General features: G+C 40.9%; 16 protein-coding genes and 1 tRNA gene. 5 read left to right on the top strand and 12 right to left on the bottom strand.

Annotated elements, in window-relative coordinates; genetic code table 11:
• Nucleotides 1-31: 31 nt before the first annotated feature.
• The 3 genes from ACYVTD_RS00750 (at nucleotide 32) to ACYVTD_RS00760 (ending at nucleotide 1,814) form a co-directional block, all read left to right on the top strand.
• Nucleotides 32-1,318: a lipoprotein N-acyltransferase Lnb domain-containing protein gene (locus ACYVTD_RS00750; RefSeq protein ID WP_461245865.1), complete on the top strand. Its 1,287-nt coding sequence runs from the start codon at nucleotides 32-34 to the stop codon at nucleotides 1,316-1,318.
• A complete protein-coding gene (locus ACYVTD_RS00755) occupies nucleotides 1,308-1,553 on the top strand; it encodes a hypothetical protein (protein ID WP_461245866.1) in 246 nt (81 codons plus the stop codon). Before ACYVTD_RS00750 ends, ACYVTD_RS00755 begins: the two co-directional genes overlap by 11 nt.
• Nucleotides 1,554-1,741: 188 nt before the next feature.
• A tRNA-Asn gene (locus tag ACYVTD_RS00760) sits at nucleotides 1,742-1,814 on the top strand.
• Between the two features lie 326 nt (nucleotides 1,815-2,140).
• Here ACYVTD_RS00760 and ACYVTD_RS00765 read toward each other — a convergent pair.
• From ACYVTD_RS00765 to ACYVTD_RS00790, 6 genes are all read right to left on the bottom strand, one after another.
• Nucleotides 2,141-2,542 carry a helix-turn-helix domain-containing protein gene (locus ACYVTD_RS00765; protein ID WP_461245867.1) on the bottom strand — a complete coding sequence of 134 codons (402 nt, stop codon included), beginning with the start codon at nucleotides 2,540-2,542 and terminating at the stop codon, nucleotides 2,141-2,143.
• 9 nt (nucleotides 2,543-2,551) lie between these two features.
• Nucleotides 2,552-2,731 carry a type II toxin-antitoxin system HicA family toxin gene (locus ACYVTD_RS00770; protein WP_461245868.1) on the bottom strand — a complete coding sequence of 60 codons (180 nt, stop codon included), beginning with the start codon at nucleotides 2,729-2,731 and terminating at the stop codon, nucleotides 2,552-2,554.
• A 132-nt stretch (nucleotides 2,732-2,863) separates the two neighbouring features.
• Nucleotides 2,864-3,076: a hypothetical protein gene (locus tag ACYVTD_RS00775; protein ID WP_461245869.1), complete on the bottom strand. Its 213-nt coding sequence runs from the start codon at nucleotides 3,074-3,076 to the stop codon at nucleotides 2,864-2,866.
• Between the two features lie 59 nt (nucleotides 3,077-3,135).
• A complete protein-coding gene (locus ACYVTD_RS00780) occupies nucleotides 3,136-3,957 on the bottom strand; it encodes a mechanosensitive ion channel family protein (protein ID WP_461245870.1) in 822 nt (273 codons plus the stop codon).
• 166 nt (nucleotides 3,958-4,123) lie between these two features.
• Nucleotides 4,124-4,273, bottom strand: coding sequence for a hypothetical protein (locus ACYVTD_RS00785; protein WP_461245871.1), 150 nt, complete (start codon nucleotides 4,271-4,273; stop codon nucleotides 4,124-4,126).
• Between the two features lie 179 nt (nucleotides 4,274-4,452).
• On the bottom strand, nucleotides 4,453-7,557 hold the full coding sequence (locus tag ACYVTD_RS00790; protein ID WP_461245872.1) for an ATP-binding protein: 3,105 nt from the start codon (nucleotides 7,555-7,557) through the stop codon (nucleotides 4,453-4,455).
• 108 nt (nucleotides 7,558-7,665) lie between these two features.
• On the opposite strand from ACYVTD_RS00790, the gene ACYVTD_RS00795 reads away from it, so the two are divergent.
• Together ACYVTD_RS00795 and ACYVTD_RS00800 are read left to right on the top strand one after the other, a co-directional pair.
• A complete protein-coding gene (locus tag ACYVTD_RS00795; protein ID WP_461245873.1) occupies nucleotides 7,666-9,240 on the top strand; it encodes a glucose-6-phosphate isomerase in 1,575 nt (524 codons plus the stop codon).
• A 1-nt stretch (nucleotide 9,241) separates the two neighbouring features.
• Complete coding sequence (locus ACYVTD_RS00800; RefSeq protein WP_461245874.1) at nucleotides 9,242-9,427, top strand: NfeD family protein; 186 nt, start codon at nucleotides 9,242-9,244, stop codon at nucleotides 9,425-9,427.
• Here ACYVTD_RS00800 and hydG read toward each other — a convergent pair whose 3' ends face one another.
• From hydG to ACYVTD_RS00830, 6 genes are all read right to left on the bottom strand, one after another.
• Nucleotides 9,428-10,831, bottom strand: a complete 1,404-nt coding sequence (gene hydG, locus ACYVTD_RS00805) for a [FeFe] hydrogenase H-cluster radical SAM maturase HydG (protein ID WP_461245875.1) — start codon at nucleotides 10,829-10,831, stop codon at nucleotides 9,428-9,430.
• Nucleotides 10,832-10,839: 8 nt separating this feature from the next.
• A complete protein-coding gene (locus ACYVTD_RS00810) occupies nucleotides 10,840-11,082 on the bottom strand; it encodes a TM1266 family iron-only hydrogenase system putative regulator (protein WP_461245876.1) in 243 nt (80 codons plus the stop codon).
• Nucleotides 11,083-11,307: 225 nt separating this feature from the next.
• Nucleotides 11,308-12,366 carry an HD domain-containing phosphohydrolase gene (locus ACYVTD_RS00815; RefSeq protein ID WP_461245877.1) on the bottom strand — a complete coding sequence of 353 codons (1,059 nt, stop codon included), beginning with the start codon at nucleotides 12,364-12,366 and terminating at the stop codon, nucleotides 11,308-11,310.
• Nucleotides 12,367-12,376: 10 nt separating this feature from the next.
• On the bottom strand, nucleotides 12,377-15,472 hold the full coding sequence (locus ACYVTD_RS00820) for an ATP-binding protein (RefSeq protein ID WP_461245878.1): 3,096 nt from the start codon (nucleotides 15,470-15,472) through the stop codon (nucleotides 12,377-12,379).
• Nucleotides 15,473-15,487: 15 nt separating this feature from the next.
• Nucleotides 15,488-16,636, bottom strand: coding sequence for an ABC transporter substrate-binding protein (locus ACYVTD_RS00825; protein ID WP_461245879.1), 1,149 nt, complete (start codon nucleotides 16,634-16,636; stop codon nucleotides 15,488-15,490).
• A 15-nt stretch (nucleotides 16,637-16,651) separates the two neighbouring features.
• A partial coding sequence (locus tag ACYVTD_RS00830) for a hybrid sensor histidine kinase/response regulator (protein WP_461245880.1) occupies nucleotides 16,652-19,168 on the bottom strand: 2,517 nt, incomplete at its 5' end.

Consider the following 19,168-nt stretch of genomic DNA (forward strand, 5'->3'; position numbering starts at 1 on the left):
AAAATTTTTAATGATAATGCACACTAATAACATGATTAAGAAAGTTATTTTATTATTGTTGTTATTAACTATTGCCTTGAGCGCAAACCTTTTTGCGCAAGATGATAATCTTACAATTAAGATTGCCGTTATGGGACCTGGCGACCAACTGTATTTTTGGTGGGGGCATATTGCCTTAATGATAGAAGATTCTTCCGATAATACCGGTTATTTTTTTGATTACGGAATATTTTCCTTTGATAATGACAACTTTTTTTATAACTTTGCTTTTGGCAGATTGTTGTACAGTTGCGGAGTTTCTCATGCCGAGAGAAATTTAAATATTTATAAAAGAACCAACCGCGATATAACAATTTATACATTAGACCTTCCGCCTGAAACAAAAAGAAAAGTAAGGGATTTTGCCGTACAAAATGTTCTTCCCGAAAATCGTGATTATTATTACCATCATTTTAAAGATAATTGTTCAACAAGGATAAGGGATATAATCGATCTTGCGACAGACGGGCAATTTAAAGCAGAATTTGAAAATAAAACTACCGGTTTTACATTACGCAACCATGTGCGGCGGCACACATATTTTTCGCCCGTCGCCGACTGGTTTTTAAATTTCCTAATGGGGCAAGTTATTGATAATCCCGTTACAATTTGGGAAGAGATGTTCCTTCCATCGGAAGTTGGCAAAAGGATAGAAGATTTCCAGTATACCGATATTAACGGCAAAAAGCGTAAACTTGTATCGTCAGTTGAAATTGTAAATCAATCTATAGAACGTTCTCCTGTTTTGGAAAAACCGCATAAACAATGGGTATGGGAACTTCTATTCAGTCTTGTATTATCCGCTATTTTCGCCTTCTTTTTCTTTTTACAGAAAAAGAACATTAAAGCAGGCAGAGTGCTGGCGGGCGTCAGCATGAGTTTAAGCGGATTATTCTTTGGATTAGTGGCTCTTCTTTTATATTTTATGAATCTTTTTACAAACCACGATTACACCTATCAAAATATAAATATGATTTTCTGTACTCCGCTTTTACTTGTTACAGTCCCGGTTGGAATATGTTATGCGATAACCAAAAACCAAAAGAAACTGCAAATTTACGGCGAATTAATAAGAATAGTATGGCTACTTTCGGTTTTGGGTGTAATTATATCAATGTTGATTAAGCTCCTCCCCGCTTTTTATCAAGATAATCTTACAGACCAGATGTTGATTCTGCCTATAGCCCTAACCTTTACATTACAGCCCATAGGTTTAAAAGAGACGATAAAAAAGTATTTCCCAAAGCTTTCTCGTTCCGGAGAAAAAAGTGGCTCTTAGCGACGAATGGCAGAAAGTAAAGTACAAAGAGGTATTTGAGCAAGAAACAAGGGGCTTGGAACGCCGCCTTGCCTCCGACCCTTATTGCAAAGTGGAGGATTTTGAGGCAATTTTAAGGAATTTGTACATAATGGAAGGCGCAGACATAGGCGGCAGGGGCACTTTACAGGATATAATATTAGCCGCGACGATAGCCGCCTACGAGCTATTTATTGGCAAATTAAAGGCGCAATAATCTTTATTTTCCTGTAACCTTTTATCCCAAGTATGGTTATATATTCAGCAAGCTCACATTGTACCACGTTCCTCCTATTTTTTTCCTTTTTCCCCGGAGTAACTCCTTTCTCCGGGGTTTTTTTATCCATAATTTAAACTTCTGACATATTGACATTTTTCCCGAAATTTAATAAATTGAAACAAATATCCCCTGTAGCTCAGCTGGCAGAGCAAGTGGCTGTTAACCACTGGGTCCGTGGTCCGAATCCGCGCGGGGGAGCAAACAAAAGCACGCCGCTTAAGGCGTGTAGATGAAAAAATTAGCACGCTCCGGCACAAAAAAAATCCCAAAGATGAATAAAATGAGGCGAGCTTTAGCTCGCCGTCCGTGCCGCGGACGCAAACAACCGCACCCCGTCAAGGGGTGTAGATGAACAAATCAAAACGCTCCGGCGCAAATAAAATCCCCCCAGATGAACAAAATGAGCCTGACCACTAAAACAACATAAGGATTTTTAAAAAGAAGGTACTTTTTTGATGTTGTTTTAGTGGTCAGGCGTCCGCACCGAGAAAAATAGCTAAGCATTTGCCATTTTTTCGCAAATGTTATAAAGCAATATTTAATTCCCGCCCGTATACACGGGCTATTTTTTCCAGTGTTTTTACTGTCGGGTTTGCCTTTCGAGGGTTTTCAAGGCGCTGATATGCTTGATAGGTCAAGCCAAGTTTTTGAGCGATGTCAGTCTGGCTTTGTCCGCCACGGAGTTCTCTAAGACGGAGGGACAAGGCGATATGGCTTGCAACGGGTACGGCGTATCCTTCCGTATATGAGGGCGGGGGAATTTCGTTGCCGTGCGAAATATCCGACTCTAGACAACCTTCAAGAGCTTCCTTTGCCATTGCAAGGGTTTCTTCATGTGTAAAACCGCACGTAACAACATTTGGCATATCAGGGAATTGGGCAATATACTCATCTCCTTCTTTTTTTATAGTGCAATTGTAAACCATAATTTCCTCCTATTTAATACCCGCTTCTTTCAGGATTATTTTTGCAAAATTTCCAATGTCTTTGTTCCCATGGTAAGGGACGGCGACGGGGCGGCAACCGACTTTTTCAAACACATGATGAGAACCGCTGATTCTGTCAAGTTTCCAGCCGTTCTTTTTAAGAATGTTCATTATTTCACGTGCCGTCATAAAATAAATGTACAATATATATGTTGTATTGTCAAGCGATTTTTGAAAAAAGTGAATTTGGCAAACAAAATGAGGCGAGTTTTAGCTCACCGTTTTACCATACCTTTACGCTTAAAGCATTGTAGGACGCTATTACCCTTTTGAGCCAATCAAGGTAAAAGTTAATCCGCACTGGTAACGCGCTGCGGGGTTATCGGGGTTATTGATTTTCCCATTTGCGTAAAAACCTTTGCTTCCAGTCTTAAAATCTTTTTGGTTGGCGAACAACCGCGCCCATTCCTTGCCGCTGCCGTCAAGGACAACTACTTGTAAAGCTGCCGGAGCTTTGTCGTCTTTTATTCCCATAATTAATTATCCTCCTTATGCGTTTTTTGTTCAAGTTTTATTTGTAGCATCTTCATCATTTATCCCTGCACAATATGAACATCTCTATGCGGCAACGGAACATGCAGTCCCGCTTCCTCAATTTTAGTTTTGATAATTTTATTTATATCCCAATAAATGTTCCAGTAATCCTGAACATTTGTCCATGCGCGAATGGTGATTTTTACGGAATTGTCTTCGATAGATTGCAGGATAACTTGAGGGGCAGGGTCTCTTAAAAATCGCGTTTCCGCGTTGATAATACCCTGCATTACCTGAAAAGCGGTTTCAACGGGGTCAGAATAGGCAATTCCTATTGAAAGTTCCATGCGGCGTTTGCCGTTTCTAGTGTAGTTTTTTAAAGGAGAGCCCCAAATACAGGAATTGGGGGCGGATATGTAAATGCCGTCGGGAGTTTCAAGAATCGTGGTAAATAAATTAACTTCTTTTACTGTTCCGTTAAAGGAGTCAAATTCAATGTATTCGCCCTTGCGGAAAGTCCCCATAAGAAGAAGCCCTATCCCCGCTGCGATATTTCCAAGAGTGTCTTTCAGCGCAAGGGCGATAGTAACGCCTGCCGCTCCCAACAAGGCGATAAGGCTTGCGGTGCTTACCCCAAAAATATTGAGGATCATAATGATACAAATAATGATGATTGCGTAATGGATAACCGCCTGTAACAGTGGAACCGCCGTCCCATCGCTTTGAGACCAACTTGCATTGGCTTTGTGTACGAGTTTTCGCGCCCCTTTGGAAAGAGTTATGCCCAATACGATAATAACCGCCGCAGATGCCAAATTTTTAGAAATCGACATTATAAAGGCTGAATGAGTTTGCCAAAGCTCTAAAAGGCGCTGTCCCATGCTAATATTTATTTTTTAGGTCTTTTTTTGCCGTAATTGTACTTGTATTGTTTTTCCAAACAGCTTAAACAAATTATTTTTTTGTAACCTTTGCTGTGTTTCTTCCCGCAACGAGGACACCGATTTTCCTCTCTTCGTTCTATGTATCGGGCTTTTCGCACTTTATTTATAGCTTTTGCGGATTTTTTGTTGTAATCGCGGAAAAATTTACGGCAATCATCACAAAACGAAAATTTATAGTTTTTTCGTAATTTTTTCCCGCACCTTGGGCATTCGCCCTTTTTCTTTCTTTTTGTATAAAGACTTCTTCTTTCATTGTTTTCCGCTGGCATTTTTATCCCCTTTCTTATTAAAAAATATTTAGTCAAATATATACTAATTATTGTAAATTGTCAACTAAAAAAAATATTTATATGCTTAAATATACGGAAATATTTAAGCAAAAAAACGGCATTTAAGACCTTTTTTGGGGGTTCTCTTCTGGCAAACGCCAAACTATCCGGCTACGTTGGATAGTACGGTGCGTATATTTTTTACAAGTTCTGTAAGTTGCGCCGTAAAGTCAGGTAAATGTTCGTCTATAAAAGCCATATCTGCGGTTTTGCCTGAGGCTTCAAGTTCTGCGGCATGGGACGATACTTCCTGCGCGCCAATAGAAGCAGACGCGCTTTTTAGAGAGTGAATGTTAATTATAAATGCCGGCAGAGTATCCGCTTCTGGAATTGTTTGGAGCTTAGACAAACGTTCATCAGCATCTTTGCAGAACATGGATAACACTTTTTTATAAGTATCCAAATTTCCTCTGAGCATGGCAATTCCCTTTGCCGTATCAACATTGGGGATAGTAAGAAAATCGCTATCTTCGGCAGGTTCAAGAAACGGAAGGAGCTGGTTTTGTTCCTCATTCTCATCGTTCACGTAATTGTTATAAGATTGTTTTATGTGGTTTTTCCGGGAGTCTCTTTTATCCTGCGGTATCCAGCGGTCAAGAATTTCGTCCATTTTGGAAACATCTACGGGCTTTGAAAGAAAATCATTAAACCCTTTTTCGATAAACATTTCCCGCATTCCTACAACGGCGTTGGCGGTCAGTGCGATAATAGGGATTTGCTTACGCAAATCCCTATTATCGCTTCGAGTTTCACCGTAGGTGAAACTCGTGCTGGTTTTTTCGCCTTCGGTGAAACTCGTGCCATCTTTTTCTGCTTGCTCTTTTTCCCATGCGCGGATAGTGGCTGTGGCTTCAATTCCGTCCATTTCGGGCATCATGTGATCCATGAAAATAAGGTCATACTTGTTTTGTTTTACAAGTTCTATCGCTTCTGCGCCGCTTAGACAGGCGTCAATCTTTGCCTTATAAGGAGATAGCAGCCCCTCGGCAACTTTAAGATTGGTAGCAATGTCGTCTACTATCAATAGTCGCGCATGGGGGAATGTATGGCGTATAACGCTAGAATTGGCGGAACCTTCAAAATAATTTTGGCGGTCAGCCTTGCCGTTTAATGTATTGGCAATGGACAGAGACTGTACAGGTATGGAAACAAAGCGCGCGTTAGGAATATGCGCCTCAGTGCCCCATTCTATCATAAGAGCCAGATGCGGCTTTTTCCCTCCGCAAAAAACAGAATCGCTCCGTTCTATAAGCGGTTTAACTTTTTCATAAAGACCGTAACCTGAAAACACATAAAACCATTTTTCACGGTACAGAGAAAAGGCAAAATCTCTCTGATTCGTCACCATAGTATAAGGAACTTTCATGTTTTCCAGCGACCAACACACCGATTTAGCGTAATTAAGTCTGCTTTCATAAACAAGCACTTTCTTTTTTTCAGGACTCTCCACTATGGCGAAAGGCGTTATTGATTCGATGTCTTGCGGGATAATCACTGTGAATACGCTCCCTTTGCCGTATTCGCTTTCCATGCTTAATTTCCCAGCCATAGCCGCGCAGAGCCGATTTGTAATGACAAGCCCAAGTCCTGTTCCTTCAATGCCTTGGTTCTTCTTCATATCCACACGGACAAATTCGTTAAAAAGTTTCTTCTGATCCTCCGGTTTTATTCCTTTCCCTGTATCGGACACTTCTATCTTTAGCAAAACTTGTTTATCGTCCTGTTTAATAATGGTAATGGTCAAACCTATACATCCCTTTTCCGTATATTTTACCGCGTTGGACAACAGGTTAAGAAGAATCTGGCGTATACGCACTTCATCTCCGATAAGGCTGTTGGGAATATTCCCGTCGATGTTGGTAAAAAACCGTATTGGTTTTTCTTTAAGCCGTGTGCGGATAATATTTACTGTGTCATTGATCAAAGATGAAAGCATATATTTGACGGGAACAATATCCAATTTTCCCGATTCTATTTTTGAAAGATCTAGAATATCGTTAATTAGCGAAACTAGATTATTTCCAGCCTGTTTAATATCATGCGCATAGCCTCGCGCTTCACATGATAGTTCTCCCCTTAGCAAGAGTTCCGCCATGCCGGTAATGGCATTCATTGGAGTGCGTATTTCGTGGCTCATTTTCGCAAGAAAATCGCTTTTTGCCTTAGAAGCAGATTCAGCTTTTCGGTTTGCCTCAAGAAGTTTCATATTTTGTTTTGTCATAGCATGTTCAGAACTGGTAACAAAAACATTAATAATGATGAACAGGAATAAGATAAGAAACAACATACTAAAAAATACCGTATTCATGGCATGATTCAGAGATAACAAGCTGGGCTCAGGATAACTTACGGTCAGATACCATTTCATGGACGGAATGTAGTTTACCAGATATATTTTTTTATCATAGATGAAACTCCGGCTTACACCGCCTGAAAGTTCATGTGCTACCCTGATCAATTCTTTTCCGGTTTCGCCTAAGTGTTCGTCAAGGCGGATTTTATTTTTAACCAATTCATAATCTTCCGCCGAAGTAATTTCATTGTATTTATTGAACATATACGGCGTGATATTTTTATCGAATTTATGATAACTGGAAGCTATAAAATTTGAAAACTCTGTAAGATTTACGCCCGTGCCAAGCATTCCTATGGGTTTTTTGCCTGTTTCCGTTGTAACAAATACCGGAACATTGACCCAAAGATAGATTTCTTCCAAATCAGGATTATAATTAATGTTAAATATATATTTTTCTGTTTCATATAATGTCAAATTGTACCAATAATTTTTTGGATCATCAGGGTTTATAATGTATGGGGTGTTTCCTGTTGAATAAAAAATTTTATCTATGTCATTAATCCAGTAAAGTACTTTATTATTTAGATGTTCCTGATAAATGGAAAATTCGGCGTTAGCCTGAGATTTTAAGACAGGATCAGAAGGATTTATAAAATATTGCCGAATAACAGGCGTATCCGCCATTTTCAACACAAGGGCAAGTTCGCTGTTTACTATGGTTGCCAAACGCAACCGCATTGTTTCAGACGCTATGGAAAGCTGCTGTTCAATAAAAGAATGGTTGATTTGACGCGCGGAAATTGTATATGCCGTAATAGCCGACAAAGCAAAAACAAGGAAAAGGATACAAGAAAAAACAAGAAACTTGTTGTTGGCGAATATTTTTAATGACTTGACGGAGATAGCTGTCATCTTTGCATACCTCTCATATTGATAATTAAACTAATTTAAATATATTAATTTCTTTGTCATTGTCCAAATCGAAAATATAATATAAAATGGAATTCATAGGAGAATATTATGAAATATATTAACTTTGATAAAACAGGCGCGTATAAGAAACTTTCAAAACAGGCTAAAAAGGCTTTTGTTTTTAGAGACAAACTTGACTCGAAAAGGGTGGGGGAGTGCATTGTTCCGATGGCTGCTGGGCTTAAATATTCATGGGCGGCAAAAGCCGTTGACTGTCAAACAGTTAAGTTATTGCAGGAGCTTGCTGACGAGCAAGAGCTTATAGCAAAATACAAAGCCCTTCTTAATGGAGAAATGATGAACACGGGCGAGAAACGAAAGGTGCTTCATCATCTGTCTCGTGGACAGCAAGGACAGCCTGTAATTGAAAACGGAAAAGATATTGGGGAATTTTACCGCAAAGAACTTGCAAGATTCTGTGATTTTGCCTCCGCCGTTCATGGTGGCAGATACAAAGGAGCCACAGGCAAGGATTTTACCACAGTAGTGCAGATAGGCATTGGCGGTTCAGATCTTGGTCCTCGTGCCATGTATATAGCCCTTGATAACTGGGCGTTAAAGGAAGGCAAAAAGAAACTTGACGCAAAATTTATTTCCAACGTAGACCCCGATGACGCTTCCGCAGTAATAGCCTCTTGTAATCTTGAACAGTGCCTTTTTATTTTGGTTTCAAAGAGCGGCACTACTCAAGAAACTTTAGCCAATGAGCTTTTTGTAAAAGATAAATTGACAAAAGCCGGACTTGATCCAAGCAAGCAGATGATTGCCGTTACAAGCGAAACAAGCCCTCTCGCCCGTAACAGCGCATATCTTGACTCCTTCTACATTGACGATTATGTCGGCGGTCGTTACTCGTCATCATCGGCGGTAGGCGGCTGCGTTCTGTCTCTAGCTTTCGGTCCCGATGTGTTTAAGGAGTTTCTTGCCGGAGCAGCCGAAGCTGACAAACTTGCACTTGAACCCGATGTCTTAAAAAACGCCGCTCTTCTTGACGCTTTAATCGGCGTATGGGAGCGTAACTTTTTACAGTATCCGTATACTGCGGTTCTGCCGTACAGTCAGGCGCTTTCACGTTTTCCGGCACATTTGCAGCAGATGGACATGGAGTCAAACGGAAAGCGTGTGAACCGAAGCGGACAGCCTGTCAATTACAGCACTGGTCCCGTTCTCTTTGGAGAGCCGGGAACAAACGGACAACATTCATTTTATCAGTTGCTTCATCAGGGGACGGGAATTGTTCCGCTGCAATTTATAGGTTTTTTTGAAAGCCAGAGAGGGGACGATGTAACTGTTGACGGTTCAGTAAGCCATAAAAAATTAAAAGCAAACCTTGCCGCTCAAATTGTGGCTTTCGCTAAGGGACAAGACAGCGAGGACGGAAACAAAGAGTTTAAAGGCGGTCGTCCCTCAAGTTTAATTTTTGGAAATCGCCTAACGCCAGCTGTATTGGGAGCTTTACTTGCCCACTATGAAAACAAAGTAATGTTTCAGGGTTTTGTTTGGAATCTTAACAGTTTTGATCAAGAAGGCGTACAGCTTGGAAAAATCCTGACAAAAAAAGTGCTGTCCAGAAACTTCGGCGACGGAGCATTGGAAGCGTACAGCAAATTGTTAGGCGTATAAGTTGAATGATCTCTCTTCTCTGATTGGAAAAATCGCCGTTACCGACTCGGAAATGTCCCCAAAGGGAACCGTCTTAATTGACGATGAAATTTACGAGGCGGTAACAGACGGCGAATATATTGACTCCGGCAGGGGCGTAAAGATTACTCGTGTTAAAGGGAAGAAGATCGTTGTTAAGAGGGTGTAATTACACCCTAAAATCCCTGTTCCCCTGTTTAATCTCTTCCAAATGTTTAATAACAAGCGAACGCATTTTCTCATTAGGAATATTATCAATCTCGCCCTTAATTAAATTTTCCCCTGAGCCCCTTGTGCCGTCTGCGGCGTAATCAATCAGATATTCTTGCAAAGTCATAAGCGCGTTGGGCAGACAGCAGTTTTGTATTTGCCCTGATTTGCACAGCGACATAAAGCGGTCGCCCGTGCGTCCCTCTCGGTAACATGCCGTGCAAAAGCTGGGAATATATTTATCTTTTATAAGCCAATTTACCACCTCGTCAAGAGGGCGGTTGTCAATAACGTTAAATTGTTTTGTGTTTTCCTTTTCTTCTTTTTCGTAACCGCCGACGCTGGTGCGTGAACCGCCGCTTATCTGGGAAACTCCAAGCTCCAAAACTTTTTTTCTACATTCTTCGCTTTCCCTTGTGGAAACAATAAGTCCTGTATAAGGTACGCTTACTCTAAGACAGGCGACAATCCTTGCGAAAGTATCGTCATCTATGCCGTTTTTGAATGAGCCGGGATTTATTCCTTCGGCTGCACGTATTCTAGGCACGCTTATAGTATGGGGTCCTACACCGTGTGCGGCTTCCAAATGCTCTGCGTGCATAAGTATCGCTATAAATTCATAAAGATACTGACCAAGACCGAATAAAACACCTAACCCTACATCGTCTATTCCGCCTTGCATTGCCCTGTCCATAGCTTCGGTATGCCATTCATAGTTCGACTTTGGACCTGACGGATGCAACTCTTTATATTTTTCCTTGTTATATGTTTCCTGAAACAGAATATATGTTCCGATGCCTGCGTCTTTTAGCAATTTATAATCATCTACAGTTGTGGCTGCAATATTTACATTCAAACGGCGTATCGCTCCGTTTTTATGTTTAATACTGTATATTGTTTTTATTGACTCTATAATATATTCAATAGGATTATTAACAGGGTCTTCTCCTGCTTCTATCGCAAGGCGTTTATGTCCCATATCCTGTAACGCAATCGCTTCCCTGCGGATTTCGTCCTGTGAAAGCTTTTTTCGTGTCATAGTTTTATTTTGAGCGTGATAAGGGCAGTACAAACAGCCGTTTACGCAATAATTGGAAAGATACAGCGGAGCGAAAAGAACGATTCTGTTTCCGTAAAAAGTTTCTTTTATCCGTCTTGCCATACTGAAAATTTCGTCTTTATCGCCCGCTTCCAAAACAAGAGCCGCCTCGCGGTGGTTTAAGCCCTTGTTTTCAGAAGCCTTTTGCATTAGTTGGCGGATCAGATTTTCGTTGTGTTTGTTTTCTTCCACCCAATTAATGGTAGCCATTATTTCTTCGTGGCAAATAAATTCATTGGCGTTCATAGAAGCGGGGTTATACATAATACCCCCTATTTTGAATACACTACTTGCGTGTTTACTCCGTCAAGCCTGCCGATTTTTCCGGCAAGAGCGCTGATTGTGTCATGCGGAGCGTCAATGGCTACACTTATTATGTTTATGTTTTTTTGGTGATAGGGAATACCCATTCGCCCGATTATATACTGCGCGTATTCGTGCAGTATTCCGTTAAGTTTTTCAACGCTGTCCGTGTTTTCAACAATTATCGCTATTATTGCGGCTCTGTTTTCCATATCTCATACCTCCTTGTAAAAAAAATGCGCCCAAAGGCGCACTAATCCCGTATGAGACACAGCGCCTTTTACCTTGAGTAACAGCTTTAAAACGCTGGCATTTTAAAGCATTAGTCTCGGTGTCAGGATCACTTATATTTACTATCTATATAATAGCTCTTTTTTTATAGTTTGGCAACTGTTTTTTTTGTGATTTTTAATGTACTGCTTACCCGAATTTTTATCTTAATTCTTAAATTGTTCCGCCGTGCGGGTAAATACTTCTACCAATGCCGGATCAAACTGAGTGCCGCTGCTATCGGTGATAATTTTAACCGCATCTTCGTGGCTAAAAGCCTTTTTGTATGGACGCACTGATGTAAGCGCGTCGTATACATCGGCAATCGCCATGATACGCCCCAATAGGGGTATATCATTTCCTTTTAGTCCGCGCGGGTAACCTGATCCGTCCCATTTTTCGTGGTGGCTGGCGGCAAAAATTTTCGCGTAATTTAAAAAATCGCTTTCTTTTGCGAGGGTTTCAATCTTTTCAATTATTTGTTCGCCGAAACTTGCGTGTTTTTTCATTTCATCGAATTCTTCTCGGTTTAGCTTGGTAGGTTTCTTGAGTATATTGTCGTTAATTGATATTTTGCCTACGTCATGGAGTTGACTGGACTGGAGCAGAAGGTTAACGTCCCAGCCTTTTGTCTCATCTTTGTAAACGCCGCTCTTTTCAATTTCATCTAGTAGGATTTTTATTCCTCTCTGCGTACGTTCTATGTGTCCGCCTGTTATGTCGTCTCTGCATTCAACCAATTCCGCCATTGTTTTTAAAAGGGCGTTTTGCAGTTCTATTACGCTTTGAGTTTTTTCTTCCACCATTTTTTGCAGATTCTCATTAAAGTATTGGAGTTCTTTTCGTTGGGCTTCTACCAGTAGATGTACTTCGATGCGTTTAAGAAGCAAGGGCGGTTGAAACGGCTTGGTAATATAATCAATGGCTCCAAGTGAAAGCCCTGTAAGTTCATCGTCCGATTCACTTCTGGCGGTTAAAAAAATTACGGGAATCTCTTTAGTTTCAGGTTTGGATTTAAGAATTTTTATAGCTTCGTAGCCGTTCATTTCCGGCATATCTACGTCAAGCAGTATTACGGCAGGGTTGTTGCTTTCCAACAGACTGAACATTTTTTCCGCCGAAGGGCAAGTGGCTACAGTATATTTTTCCGCTAATACGTTTTTTCCAATTCGCAGATTCGCAGGATTATCGTCTACCAAAAGAACAAGTTTTTTTTCGTCTTCCATTTTCCCCCCTTTATCCGTTTAATAATTCATTAATTATTTTAATAGCATTGTCAAATTCTGTCATTAGCGCTTCATCGGAAATTTTATTCAACGCTTCTCTGGTTTTTGTATCCAGCGGTTTTTGATTGAGTTCTTCAAGAAGCCTGTCAATGTCGGCGGGTTTTTTGGCTTCTAGGGCTGAGGCAAGCTCTTTAAATAATGGGGAATAATTAACAGGTAATGATAGGTTAGGGGTATTTTCAGGCTCTTTATGTTCCAAGGCTTTCTCGATATTGTGTACCAGTTCTGTAAGTTGCTGTACAAAAATAGACAGATTTTCGCGGATAAAAGCCATATCCGTGGCTTTTCCTGCAGCTTCAAGCTCTGCGGCTTGTGAAGAAACATCATTTGCGCCTATGCTTGCCAATGCGCTCTTTAGCGCGTGAATATTGGTTACAAATTGATGCAAGTTGTCAGCCTCAGGCGTTTTTTGCAGTAAATGCATTCTGTCTCGCGCGTCTTTGCATAACAGAGACAATACTTGAATATAAGATGTTAAAGTTCCGCCTGTCATTGTGATGCCTTTAGCCGTATCAACACCTGAAATTGAAAGCAATGCGTTCCCTATGCCAAGCTCAGGGGACGAATGGGAATGCGCTTCCTGAGTCTCTAAAAGGGAGCTTTGCTCTCTGGCGTCTTCCGGTATCCAGCGGTTAAGAATTTCATCTAACTTGGAAACATCTATGGGCTTGGAAATAAAATCGTTAAATCCGTTTTCAATAAACATTTCCCTCATGCCTACAACCGCATTAGCAGTTAATGCAATGATAGGAATTTGCTGGCGCAAATTCCTATCATTGCTTCGAGTTTCACCTGCGGTGAAACTCGTGCTGTTTTTTTCTTTTTTTTCTTTTTGCTCTTTTTCCCATGTTCGGATAGCGGCTGTTGTTTCTATTCCGTCCATTCCGGGCATCATGTGATCCATGAATACAATGTCGTATTCGCGTTTCTCGGAAACCGAGCGTTTTACCAATTCTATGGCTTGTAAACCGTTCATGCAGGTATCAACTGTAGCATGATAGGGGGTAAGGAGTCCTTCAACTACTTTAAGATTAGTCGCTATATCATCTACCACCAAAATTCGCGCGCGGGGGAAGCAGAAGCGGATTACATCGGAACTTTTGATATAATCTTTACTGTCCGTTTTGCCGTTAAGAATATTGGCAATCGACAAAGACTGTACAGGTATCGATACAAAACGTACGCCGGGTATGTAGGCTTCTGTTCCCCATTCTACCATCAAAGCCATAGGCGGTTTTTTCCCTTTGTAAAAAACAGAGTCGCTTTGTTCCATGATAGGATTTATTTTTTCATAAAGACCATAGCTGGAAAATACATAGAACCATTCTTCACGATACAGAGCGGCGGCAAAATCATCTTGATTTGTTACCAAAGTATAAGGAATGTTTAAGTTTTCCAGAGTCCAGCATACCGCTCCGGCATAGACGGATCTGCCTTCATATACAAGTATCTTTTTTTTCTCTGCTTCCTCTACTACGGCGAATGGACCTTCCGATTCAATTCCTTGCGGGATAACCGCCGTGAATACGCTTCCTTTGCCGTATTCGCTTTCCATGCTTATATCTCCGCCCATAGCGACGCACAGTCGTTTGGTAATAGCAAGCCCCAGTCCCGTTCCCTCGATACCCTGATTTTTCTTTGTGTCCATTTGGGCAAATTCTCTAAAAAGTTTTTTCTGATCCTCTTGTCTTATTCCTTTTCCGGTATCGGCTACCGCTATCCTGAGCCAAACCTTTTTGTCGTCTCGTTTATCCGTGGTAATGGTTAAACCGATATGACCTTTTTCCGAATATTTTACCGCGTTAGTCAGAAGGTTAAGGAAAATTTGGCGCAGACGTACCTCGTCCCCGATAAGGCTGTTAGGAATACTCCCGTCTATGTTTGTAAAAAAACGTATCGGCTTCTCCATAAGCCGCATACGAATAATATTGATAGTATCATTGATCAAAGATGAAAGCCGATAATTGGCGGGAACAATTTCCAATTTACCGCTCTCAATTTTAGAGAAGTCCAGAATGTCGTTGATGATTGACAAAAGATTCGCGCCCGCCTGTTTGATTGTAAGGATATGATCCTTAACTGTCTCTTGTCTGTCTTCGCGCAAGGCAAGTTCCGCCATGCCGATAATGGCGTTCATTGGCGTGCGTATTTCATGGCTCATCTTTGCAAGAAATTCATCTTTGGATTTTGAAGCGGCTTCGGCTTTTTCTTTTTCATGCCGCGCTTCTACAGCTTCCAATTTTAATTGTTGAACCTGATTCAGATGATACAGCGTTTCCCGCAGTCTGAGCGAAAGATGGGCTATTTCATCATAACTCTGGTACTGTTCAAACTGAACGTCCAATTTACCGTTTGCCAGTTGTCCTGCCGCTGACCCAAGTTCCGCAAGTGGGACGGCTATAGACTTAGTAACGGTAAGCGCCAGCACAACAGATACAATTAATGACATTACCACCAGCGTCAGCATTAAGTATATGTTAAACGAAGCTCTTTCATTATTCTCTTTCATTTTGACATCAGAGTATTCAAGATTTTTTATAAAGCCGACATTTAGGTAATAAGTAAATGTATTAAAAATGGGAGTAAGCCTGTTTATATACACAGAAAGCGCTTCTTCACTGCGCCCTTGCTCCACCAGATCAAAAATTTCATTAGTCAAAGGAGTATAGGCATCTGTGTAAATTTCCAGTAAATTTGACATATCCTGCATTTCACCGGGCGTAAAAACATCGCTGAATTGATCCTGAATCGCAATATATTCTTTTAGCCTCGTTAACAAATGATCTGCGTGTTCTTTTGTTGTCTGTATAACATAACCGGTAAGCGTACTATCGCTTATATACAGCATATTAAATAAACCGTAATCAACAAAAACATTGCTGTCGTAAATATCGTTTAATATAGAAACATTGTGTATCGTCTTAACCGATAAATTTCCGATAGAAGAAAGACTTGCGAAACCTGTCAATCCTACGATAAACGTAAAAAAAACTACAATAAAGAATGACAATAATAATCGCGTTCCAATTCGGAATTTTCTTAACATTAATCAGATACTCCGCTATAGGCTCAATTTCTCATAGGTGGAGTATTCTCCGCCTTCTAAATGAATAATATATACATTAGTGTGAGGATTGTTGTTTTCGTCAAATCGTATATGTCCTGTTATTGAATCAATTTCATTTTTCTTAATAGCGGAAATAACAGCGTCCTTATCGACGCCTCCCGCTTTCTTTATTGCTTCCGATAAAATATATACGCAGGTGTAAGCGGTCGCCGAACCTGACAACGGCATTTGAGAGAAGCAGTCAAAATATTTTCTGACAAATTGCACAACATTCGCGTCCTGATCATCAAATGAAAAAGGAGCCGAATAATAAATATTTTTCATTGTGTCAGGATTGTGTATATACGCCAAAAGTCCGTCCCATGCGTCCGAGCCCAATATTGGCGTATTAATAAGACCGACTTCATAAGCGGTATTAGCCAATTTTGCGGCGGGAACATAATCTTCGGGGCAAAAAATAACATCGGGAGGATTATCCGCATATTTGCGCAAAATACCCGCAAAATCATTCCATGTTGAATATGGCTCTTCCGCCATAATGTGTCCATCTCGTTTTATAAAAGATTTGGTAAAAATTTCAACTACCCGCCTAAAAGAGTTATTTGTATTGTTAATAAAAACGACCGCTGTTTTTGCGTTTAGCGAGTTACGTGCAAAGTAAGCCATTGCTTCAGCTTGATAATCGTCAATAAAAATTGCCCTAAAAACATTTTTTCTGCCCTTTGTTACATCGGGGTTTGAGGCGGTAGGCGAAATAACAGGTATGCCGTCTTTTTCAGCCGCATTAGCGAGCGCGATTGTTACGCTGCTGTAGCTGGAGCCGATAATGGCGGCAACATCTTTTTCTTTTAATTTGTTGTACTGTTGTACGATATATTCCTCGTCTCCGCGGTCGTTTAATACAATAACATCCAGCTTTTTCCCCATTATACCGCCGTTTTCATTGATTTCTTTTTTGGCAAGATATAAACCATTAAGCGCGCGAAAACCTTCGTCCGAGTCTTCGCCTGTAAGCGGTAAAAGCGCACCTATGGTTATATATTTCTGTTTTGCCGATTTTGCGGCGCAGCTATTTAAGGCAATTATGGTAACAGACAAAAACAAAAAACAGATTATTTTAACAAGGTTATTGTTTTTTTGCACGATGTTTTCTCCTTTCTATTTTGTCTGCGCCGGAATCAGACTATTAATTATTTTCAGGGCGTTGTCAAATTCGGTTATTAGCACTTCATCGGAAATTTTTTCCAGAGCTTCTTTTGTTTTTGAATCCAGCGGTTTTTCGCTTAACGTTGTGATAATGCGGTCAATGTTAGCCGGATTCTTTTTCTTTAAAGCCTCGGCAAGTTCTTTAAATAATGAAGAATGATCAATAATTGATGATGGGGTGGAGCTATTTTCGCTATCGCTTTTGTTGTTATCCAAAAATTTATTTATATCGCGTGTCAATTCCGTAAGTTGTTTAGCAAAGTCTGGCAGATTTTCGCGGATAAAAGCTATATCTTTTGCTTTGCCTGTGGCTTCAAGCCCTGCCGCGATAGCGGAAAATTCTCCCGCTCCAATGCTTGCCGAGGCTGCTTTAAGCGCGTGAAACTGGGTTACCAGTGAAGGCAGGGTTTCTTCGGAGGGCATGGTTTGCATTAAAGGCAGCCTGTCTTTCGCGTCTTTGCTGAATATTTTTAATACATTCTTATAAGAGGCTAAAGTTCCGCCTGTCATTGCGATACCTTTTACCGTATCAATCCCAGGAATAGAGCATAATGCGTTTTCTTCGCTATGCTCATGGAGCGCATTCCCACTTGCGCCTTGTTCTTGTCTATGGGGTCTAACTGAGTTCTTTTCCTTCTTCTCTCTGGGTATCCAATGGTCAAGTATTTCATCTAATTTGGAAACATCTATGGGTTTGGAAATAAAATCATTAAAGCCGTTCTCAATAAACATTTCCCGCATACCGACAACAGCGTTGGCAGTCAAGGCTATTATCGTTATTTGTTTACGCAGGTCGTTACTTTTTTCTTTTTGTTCTTTTTCCCATGCGCGTATAGCCGCCGTTGTTTCTATTCCGTCCATTTCCGGCATCATGTGATCCATAAATACAATGTCGTAATCGCGCCTCTCTAAAAATGCGCGTTTTACCATTTCTATGGATTGCAAACCATTAAGACAGGTGTCCACTGTCGCCCCGTATGGAGAAAGAAGACCCTCTACCACCTTGAGGTTAGTCGCAATATCATCTACCACAAGAATTCGCGCTCGCGGGAAGGTGAATCTGATTGCGCCGGAATTTTTGATATAACCTCTATCGTCCGCTTTGCCGTTAAGCGCGTTGGCAATGGACAGTGATTGTACCGGTATGGATACAAAACGCACTCCGGGAATGTATGCTTCTGTTCCCCATTCTATCATCAGAGCCAGAGGCGGCTTTTTGCCTCCGCTAAAAGCTGAATCGTCTTTTTCTAAAAGCGGTTTGATCTCTTCATAAAGACCGTATCCGGAAAATATATAGAACCATTCTTCCCTGTACAGAGCGGCGGCAAATTCATCAGAATCAGTTACCATAACATGGGGAACCCTCATATTTTCCAGAGTCCAACATACCGATTTGGCGTAGTTGAGCCTGCCTTCATAGACCAGCACCTTCTTTTTCTCAGGATCTTCTACAACGGCAAAAGGCTCCTGTGAATCAATACCCTGCGGGATAATCGCCGTAAATATACTTCCTTTGCCGTACTCGCTCTCCATGTTTATATCCCCGCCCATAGCAAGACAGAGACGTTTTGTAATTGCCAAACCCAGACCCGTTCCCTCAATACCCTGATTTCTCTTTGTATCCACTTTGACAAATTCGTCAAAGAGTTTTGCCTGATCTTCTTTCTTTATTCCTTTTCCGGTATCGGCTACGGCTATCTTCAGCCAAACCTGTCCTGTTTCCCATTTGTCCGCTGTAATGGTTAAACCGATATGACCTTTCTCTGAATATTTTACCGCGTTAGACAGAAGGTTAATAAGAATCTGGCGCAGACGCACTTCGTCTCCGATAAGATTGTTGGGAATATTTCCGTCGATGTTTGTAAAAAAACGTATCGGCTTTTCCATAATCCGCATACGGATAATGTTGACAGTATCATTGATTAAAGATGAAAGAACATATTTAGCGGGTATGATTTCCATTTTACCGGCTTCAATTTTTGAAAAATCCAGAATATCGTTTATTATTGATACCAGATTATTCCCCGCCTGTTTTATGTCCTGCGCATGACCGCGGGCTTCGCCTGAGATCGATCCCCTAAGCAAAAGTTCCGCCATGCCTGTAATGGCGTTCATTGGCGTGCGGATTTCGTGGCTCATCTTGGCAAGGAAATCGCTTTTTGCCTGAGAAGCGAATTCCGCCTTCCGATGCGCCTCAAGCAGTTGCAGGTTATGTTTTGTCATTGCATTTTCAAAGCGGGCAACGTAAACATTAATAACGATAAACATTAAAAAGATAAGAAACAACATACTAAAAAATACTGTATTCATCGCCTTGTTAAGCGCTAGGAAACCCGGCAGAGGATAACTCACTGCAAGATACCATTCCATGGAAGGGATGGAGTTTACCAGATATATTTTTTTATTGTAGATAAAGCTCTGGCTTTCTCCTGCTGAAAGCCCGTGCGCCGCCTTAATCAATTCTTTTCC

Source organism: Treponema sp. R6D11, assembly GCF_054786075.1.